Source organism: Actinotalea ferrariae, assembly GCF_019733465.1.
GTDB lineage: Bacteria > Actinomycetota > Actinomycetes > Actinomycetales > Cellulomonadaceae > Actinotalea > Actinotalea ferrariae_A.
The window spans coordinates 1-7,067 of the sequence record NZ_JACVQL010000377.1 but is presented as its reverse complement, the minus strand read 5'-3'; the positions used below and the strand labels follow the sequence as shown (position 1 = coordinate 7,067).

The window sequence follows — 7,067 nt, the reverse complement described above, 5'->3', positions numbered from 1 at the left end:
CCGCGCGGCCCGAGCCGCTGCCCCTCCCCCAGCCCGGCTGGGGCGTGGCCGACGCCCTCGAGGCCGTCGCCGAGGCCAGGCTCGCACTGCCGATCGCGCGCACCGAGCCCGTCGTCGTGAGCGCGCTGAGCACCGTCGTGCTGCGCTGCGGCGACCACGCGGTGAAGGTGTACCCGCCCGGCACCGACGCGACCCACCTCGACCGCACGACGACGGCGCTCGCCGGCAGCGCCACGGCGCTCCTCCCGGACGCCGCGCCCGTCGTGACGTCGGCCGGCGTCGTCACCCTGCTGCCGTGGCTCCCGGACGCGCGGCCCGTCACCTGGGCCGAGACGGGCACCCTGCTGGCGCGCTTCCACGCCGAGCACGACGACGCCGACGTCGCCGCCTGGGAGCCGCTGCGACGCCTCGACACCCAGACCGACGGCCTGCCCGACGACGCCGCCGCGGTGCTGCTCGCCGCGCGGGACGCGCTGCGCGACGCGCTGGCCTCGCTGCACTCGCCGCTCGGCGTCGGCGTCGTGCACGGCGACCTGTCGCCGGCCAACGTCATGCGCGGGCCGACCGGGCCCGTGCTCATCGACCTCGACTGGGTGGCGCGCGCGCCCCGCGAGTACGACCTCGGCAGCGCGGCCCGTCGCCTCGACGCCGGCGAGCTCGACGCGGCGACCTACCTCGGCTTCTGCCGCGCGTACGGCGCGGACGTGCGGGGCTGGGAGGGCCGGGTGGTCCTCGACCGCATCGCGGAGCTCGGGGGCGTGGCGTTCCGGCTCTGGGACGACCGGCGGAACGGGCGCACGCTCGACTGGCTGGACGCCGTCGTCGCGCGCTGGCGCACGCCGCTCTGACGCCCGCGCGCCGCCGCGGGCGCGTGCGTCAGGCGAGGTCGGGCGCGGGCAGGCTGCGCAGCCAGGCGGCGAACGCCTCGTTGTTGACGGTGTTGCGGCGGTGCGCCTGCACGTAGGCGACGGCCTCGGCGCCGCTCATCCCGAGCACCTCGCGCACGACGAGCGAGACCAGGAGGCCCGAGCGGTTGCGGCCGAAGGTGCAGTGCACGAGCACCTGGTGGCCGTCCTCGACGAGTCCCGCGACCAGCGCGGCGAGGCGCGTGACGAGACCGACGTCGGGCAGGTCCTCCGCGTCGACGAGCGGCACCTTGAGGTAGAGGAAGCCCTCGGTCTCGCCGACGGGCGGGTACGTGTCGGCGTCCGAGAGGTCGACGACGGCGGTGATCCCGGCGCCACGCGCCCAGTCGTAGTCCACCGGGCAGCCGCCGTGCCACAGCGTGCCGGGGACCATCTCCGTCGGCGGGTCGGCCGGCTCGACGCCCGGCAGGTCCACCGTGTCCGTGGTGAGGGCGGTCGAGGGCTGCGGCTCGTCGGTCGCGTCCTCCGCCTGCGTCGGGGCTGTCGTGGTCACGTCGCGAGGCTAACCGCGCCGTCCGACGTCGGCACGACGGGCGGGTGACGCCCCGGTGGCGGTCGGGCGACGGGGGTGGCGCCCGGCGCGTACCCCGCGCGGCCGGCACCGACCCGGTCAGCCGTCGGAGAGCACCTGGCGGGCGGTCGCGCTGTGCCGCGCGAGCGACCGCAGCATGACGTGCGACACCTGGGCGCCGCGCAGGTGGTCGAGGAGCGCGACGGTCGCGAGCCCGCTGTAGAGGTCGGTCGCTGCCGACCGGTCGAGGCCGTCGCGGCGCGCGGACGCGGCAGCCCGCAGCTCGCGGTGGATCGCGGTGACCTGGGCGGCGTCGAGGTGGCGGCCGTCGACCGGGGTGGACCGCGCGAGGGTCCGGGCGAGGCTGGCGGGTGCGTTGGTGGTCATGGGGAGCGCTCCGTCGGTGAGAGGTCCGGCGACCGGTCGTCCGGCCGCCTCGATTCAGGAGTACGCCTCGGCGACCGCTCGCGTCGGCCGTGCTGAGTGGTGCCACTCAGTGCCACCCAGGCCCACCGAGGCGAGTGCCACGAGCCGGCCCCGCGCTGAGTGGAACCACCTACGGCGCCGCCCGCGCCGCGGCGCGGCACCGCACCGTGGAGATGCGCTCGTCGACCGGCGAGGCGCTCATCACCACGGAAGGACCGCACCATGAACACCCGTCGACGCACCCGCAGGTCGCTCGCCGTCGCCCTCCTCGTCACCGGCGTCGCCGGCCTCGGCATCGCCTCGGCCGCGCAGCTCTCGCTCGGCAGCGCCTCCCTCGGCGCGGGGACGGACGTCGTCGCGTCGTGCCAGCCCGAGGGCGTTCCGGTCGGCGTCTCGTTCACCACCGCGTTCGCGGCCGGCGAGTACGCGGTCACCGAGGTCACGCTCTCCGACGTCGCGGCGGCCTGCGCCGGGCAGAGCGCCCGCATCACCCTGACGGCCGGCGACGCACCGCTCGCGCCGGAGCTCACGGGGCCCGTCGCGGCCGGCAGCACCGCGTTCACGGTCCCGTCGGGCGTCTCGGCGGCCGCGCTCGACGGCGTCGCCGTCGTCATCCACAGCTGACCGACGACCGCCCGACGACCGCCCCGCAGGAGCGCACGATGACCACGACCACGTCCGACACCGGATCCGTGTCGACCACCTCCGGCCCCGCGGTGCCGCCCGGGCCGAGCGGCGCGGGTGGCACGGACGAGGACGACGGCGGGCCGGAGGGCCGGACGGCGCGCGGCCGGGTGCTCCGGCTCGCGGCGTGGCTGCCCGCGCTCCTCGCGGGGCTCCTCGTGGTCGGCCTCTGGCCGTCGTCGTGGGGCGGGTGCACGACCGTCGTGGTGGTCTCCGGCGGCTCGATGGAACCCACCTACGCACCGGGAGACCTCCTCGTCGCCCGGTGCGGCGAGACCGCCGTCGGCGACGTCGTCGTCTACGCGCCACCGAGCGTGCCGGACGCCCGCGTCGTGCACCGCGTGGTGGGCGGGGACGCCGCCGGCTGGGAGCTCCGGGGCGACGCCAACGACTGGCTCGACCCCTGGCAGCCCGACGACCGGCACGTGCTCGGCCGCGTGGTCGCACACGTGCCGGGGCACGGGCTCGCGCCGCTGCTGCTCAGCCCCCTCCTCTGGCTCTCGCTGGTCGTGGTGGCCGGCGGGCTGCTGGTGTGGCCCGGCAGCGGGCGCGGGGACGACGACACGGAGGCCACGGGGGCCGGGGAGGCCGCGGCGTCCACGGCGAGCCCTTCCCTCGCCCCACGGGGGTCACGCACCCGCCGCGCGGCCGTGTCGGCGGCGTCGGGCATGGCTCTCCTCGCGCTCGCCGCCGTGCCGCTGCCGGCGGATGCGGCGCGGACGGACGTGGCGGCGGGCGACGTGCTGGCCTGGACCGGACCGGCCGACGTCGCGCCACCCCGGCCGGCCGCGAGCTGCACGACCGCCGACCCGGACCTGCCCTGCACCGCCGAGGTCCGGCTGATCCACGACTGGGGGCACGGCTACGACGTCGAGCTCGTCGTGCGCGACGCGCGCACCTCGACGTCCGGCGCCATGACGCCGTGGACCGTGGTCCTCGACCTCTCGGCCCCACCCTTCCCGTGGGTGCCCGACGTCGTCGACGCGGAGGGCCTCGTGCTGGGCAGCACGTGCGCCGACCTGCCTGTCATGGTGGTCACCGGGACCACCGGCTGGGGCGACCACCACCTCCTCGGCCCGGGCGCGAGCCGCAGCATGTGGCTCCAGGCGCACCCCGACGCCCTCGCCGGTGACCTGCTCGTGTGCCGCTGAGCGGCGGCCAGGCGCCCTGTCCCGGCCGGCGGGCTCAGCGCGGGGGCACGACGTCCTGCGACGCCGCGCCGACCGGCGTGCGAGCGGCACGAGCCGCGTCCCCGAGCATGCTGTGGGCGAGCAAGGTGGAGCCGACGACGGCGGCGGGCATGGTCGCCACGGCCCCGCCGGGCACCAGGAAGCAGAGCTGGGTCGTCGCGCCGAAGCCGACCGCACGCAGGCGGTGCGCGCGCAGCAGCCGGTTGCGCTCGCGCCGCTCGATGCCGCGCGCGACGAGCGCCCGGGTCGTGAGCTCGTGCGCGAGGACCCACCCGGTGAGCAGCAGGCCCGCCACCCACCCGAGCACGGTCCCGACGACGGGCACGAGGCCCAGGAGGCCCGCGAGCACGGCGACCACGAGGCCGCGCAGCACCATGGCGATCCCGTCGACGGCGCCGCGCCAGAACCCGGTGTCCCCCGTCGGCACCCTGCCCGCCTCGGCGTCCTCGACGGCGCGCCAGATCCGGTCGTAGAACGGCTCGCCGATCGCGAGCGTCAGGCCGGTGAAGCTCACGACGACGAGCACGACGGTCGCGGCCAGGACCAGCGCCTGCGCGCCGAGCTCGACCAGCTCCTGCCACGGGCTCGCCCACCCGTCGGCGAATCCGGTCAGCGCGTCCCCGATGCGGTCGAGGTTGAGCACGAGCACGACGACGACGAGCACGACCAGCGCTGCGGCGACGGCCGCGGGGATCAGCCCGAGCGCCATCGCCGTCGGCCTGCGTCGCCAGAAGCCCCAGCCCCGGAGCAGGAGCCGTGCGCCGTTCACGAGCTCGTCCATGAGGCCGCAGCGTAGGGCAGGCGGTCTCGCGTACGGTGTCCCGATCCCGCCACCGCACTGGGGGTCACTCGATGCAGCCGATGACGACGACCACCGACCTGATGGGTGCGATCCTCGACCTCGCCGGGGACCTCGACATCCGGTCCCTCCTGGAACGGTTCGTCGCCGCGTCCACCGCCATGACGGGCGCCCCGTACGGGGCGATCAACATCGTCGACGACCACGGTGCGTCGGTGACGTTCGTCCAGTCCGGCGTCGACCCCGAGACGGTGGCCGCCCTCGGTCACCCGCCGCACGCGTTCGGCGTGCTCGGCGAGATCCCCGACGAGGGCGTCCTGCGCCTCGAGGACCTCACGCACCACCCCGCGTTCCGCGGACTGCCACCGGGGCACCCGCCCATGGGCTCGTTCCTCGGCACCGCCGTCCGCGTCCAGGGAGGCCGCTACGGCACCCTCTACCTGGCCGACAAGGCGGGCGGCTTCACGGACGACGACGAGTCGGTCGTCCGCTCCCTGGCCGCTGCGGCCGCCGTGGCCGTGCAGAACGCCGAGCTCTACGCCGTCGAGCGCCGCCGCGAGGGATGGCTCACCGCGGGCCAGCAGATCACGACCATGCTGCTCGAGGGCGCCGACCAGGAGGACGTCCTCGAGCGGATCGCCGCGACCGCCCGCGCCGTCGACGGCGCCGACGCGTGCGCGCTCGTGCTCCCGGGCCGGGACGATGCCCTGGTCGTGGAGATCGTCGACGGTCCGGCGCCCGCGACGGACCTCTTCGGCGTGGACCTGTCCGAGTCGCCCCGCGTGCGCTCGGCCTTCGACACGGGCACCGGCCACGTCGTGCCGTCCCTGGCGACGGCGCCGGACGTCGCGCCGGCGCTGGCCGGCTTCGGACCAGCCCTCTTCGCCCCCATGACGGCGAACGGCAAGGGCATGGGTGTGCTGCTCCTGCTGCGCCGTCGTGGGGCCCCGCCGTTCACGTCCACCGACCTCGCGCTGTCCCAGACCTTCGCCGCGCAGGCCGCGCTCGCCTTCCTGCTCGCGGACGCGCGTGACGCCCAGGGCCGCGCGGTGCTCCACGACGAGCGGACCCGCATCGCGCGTGACCTGCACGACCTCGCGATCCAGCAGCTGTTCGCGGCCGGCATCCGGGTCGACGCGATGCGCACCTGGGGTGAGCACGCGCTGTCCCCGCAGGTCGACGCGGAGCTCGGGACCGTCGCGGCTCACGTGGATGCCGGCATCCGGCAGATCCGGGTCATCGTCCGAGCCCTCGACGACCCGCACGCGGCGCTGTCCCTCGTCCACCGGCTGCAGTCGGAGGTCGACCTCGCCACCTCCTCGCTGGGGTTCCGCCCGACGCTCCGGATCACGCTCGACGGGGCCGCGATCGACACCGACGTCGACGACCGTCCTGCGGCCGTCGAGATCGACGCCCTGCTCGCCCCCGGCCGGGCGAACAACGTGGTCGCGGTCGTGCGCGAGGGTCTGTCGAACACCGCCCGCCACGCGCGGCCGCGGTCGGTGACCGTCCGTGTGGCCGTCACGTCCGGCGCCGACGGCACGATCACCGTCGAGGTCGAGGACGACGGCGTCGGCATCCCGGCCGCGCCGGCCAGGGCCTCGGGGACCAAGAACCTCGCGGCGCGCGCGGAGCAGTCGGGCGGCACGTTCATGCTCCTGCGGCCGCCGTCCGGCCAGGGTGCCCTGCTGCGGTGGACGGCCCCGCTGGACTGACCGCCCGCCGGGGCCGTGCGCTCCAGGCCGCCGCGCCGGTCCGTAGGATCGTCCGCACCGCTCGCGCGCGACGTCGTCGCGGCTGAGCCGCCCGCGCCGTACGGCAGCGCGGCGAGACCCACACCGTTCGGAGCACCATGCCGTCCCCTGCCCTCCCCGTGCCTCGTGAGGCTCGTCGTGCGCGCGCCGCCGTCTCCGCGGTGTTCTTCGTCAACGCCGTCCTCTACGCGAACCTCGTGCCCCGCCTGCCCGAGGTGAAGGATCGTCTCGACCTGAGCAACGCCGAGCTGGGCACGGCGATCGCCGCGATGCCCGTCGGGGCGTTGGCCGCCGGGCTGCTGGCCCCCGCGCTCATCCAGCGGCTGGGTTCCGCGAGGGTCGCGGCGTTCGGCCTCGTCGGGTCCGCGGTGGCGGTCGCATGCCTGCCGCTGGCGCCCGTGTGGGCGGTCCTGGCGGCGGTGATGCTCGTCGCCGGGGCGCTCGACGCCGTCATCGACGTCGCCCAGAACGCCCACGGCTTCCGCGTCCAGCGCGCCTACGGTCGCTCGATCGTCAACGCCTTCCACGGCGTGTGGAGCGTCGGGGCGGTGGTCGGTGGACTCCTCGGCGCCGCGGCCGCAGGTCTCGCGGTGCCCCTCCCGCTCCACCTCGCCGTGTCGGGCACCGTGTTCGCCGTCGTCGCCGTCCTCGCCCACCGGTTCATGCTGCGCGGGCCTGAGGACGCCGAGCGCGCACCGGTCCCGGACGAGGCGCGCGAGCCGGCGGCCGTCGGCGGCCGCCGGGCGTGGTCCCGGCGCGCCCTGCTGCCCCTCGCGG

General features: G+C 76.4%; 8 protein-coding genes. 5 read left to right on the top strand and 3 right to left on the bottom strand.

All coding sequences use genetic code 11. The features are described from left to right. The coding region (locus ICW40_RS20015) for a phosphotransferase (protein ID WP_221655736.1) at nt 1–848 on the top strand (848 nt) is incomplete at its 5' end. A gap of 28 nt (nt 849–876) precedes the next feature. On the opposite strand, the gene ICW40_RS20010 is transcribed toward ICW40_RS20015, so the two are convergent. Beyond that, a complete protein-coding gene (locus ICW40_RS20010; RefSeq protein ID WP_221655735.1) occupies nt 877–1,419 on the bottom strand; it encodes a protein-tyrosine phosphatase family protein in 543 nt (180 codons plus the stop codon). 117 nt (nt 1,420–1,536) lie between these two features. After that, a complete protein-coding gene (locus ICW40_RS20005) occupies nt 1,537–1,824 on the bottom strand; it encodes a hypothetical protein (RefSeq protein WP_221655734.1) in 288 nt (95 codons plus the stop codon). A 261-nt stretch (nt 1,825–2,085) separates the two neighbouring features. On the opposite strand from ICW40_RS20005, the gene ICW40_RS20000 reads away from it, so the two are divergent. Together ICW40_RS20000 and ICW40_RS19995 are read left to right on the top strand one after the other, a co-directional pair. After that, a complete protein-coding gene (locus tag ICW40_RS20000) occupies nt 2,086–2,487 on the top strand; it encodes a hypothetical protein (RefSeq protein ID WP_221655733.1) in 402 nt (133 codons plus the stop codon). A gap of 38 nt (nt 2,488–2,525) precedes the next feature. Continuing rightward, nucleotides 2,526–3,698: a S24/S26 family peptidase gene (locus ICW40_RS19995; protein ID WP_221655732.1), complete on the top strand. Its 1,173-nt coding sequence runs from the start codon at nt 2,526–2,528 to the stop codon at nt 3,696–3,698. 34 nt (nt 3,699–3,732) lie between these two features. Here ICW40_RS19995 and ICW40_RS19990 read toward each other — a convergent pair whose 3' ends face one another. After that, nucleotides 3,733–4,518 (bottom strand): EI24 domain-containing protein, encoded by a 786-nt coding sequence (locus tag ICW40_RS19990; protein WP_221655731.1) that lies wholly within the window; start codon nt 4,516–4,518, stop codon nt 3,733–3,735. A gap of 80 nt (nt 4,519–4,598) precedes the next feature. Here ICW40_RS19990 and ICW40_RS19985 point away from each other — a divergent pair, with 80 nt between their 5' ends. Together ICW40_RS19985 and ICW40_RS19980 are read left to right on the top strand one after the other, a co-directional pair. Next, nucleotides 4,599–6,251, top strand: coding sequence for a sensor histidine kinase (locus ICW40_RS19985; protein ID WP_260459504.1), 1,653 nt, complete (start codon nt 4,599–4,601; stop codon nt 6,249–6,251). A gap of 137 nt (nt 6,252–6,388) precedes the next feature. Further along, nucleotides 6,389–7,067 (top strand): MFS transporter (locus ICW40_RS19980; protein ID WP_221655729.1); only part of this gene is annotated, 679 nt, incomplete at its 3' end.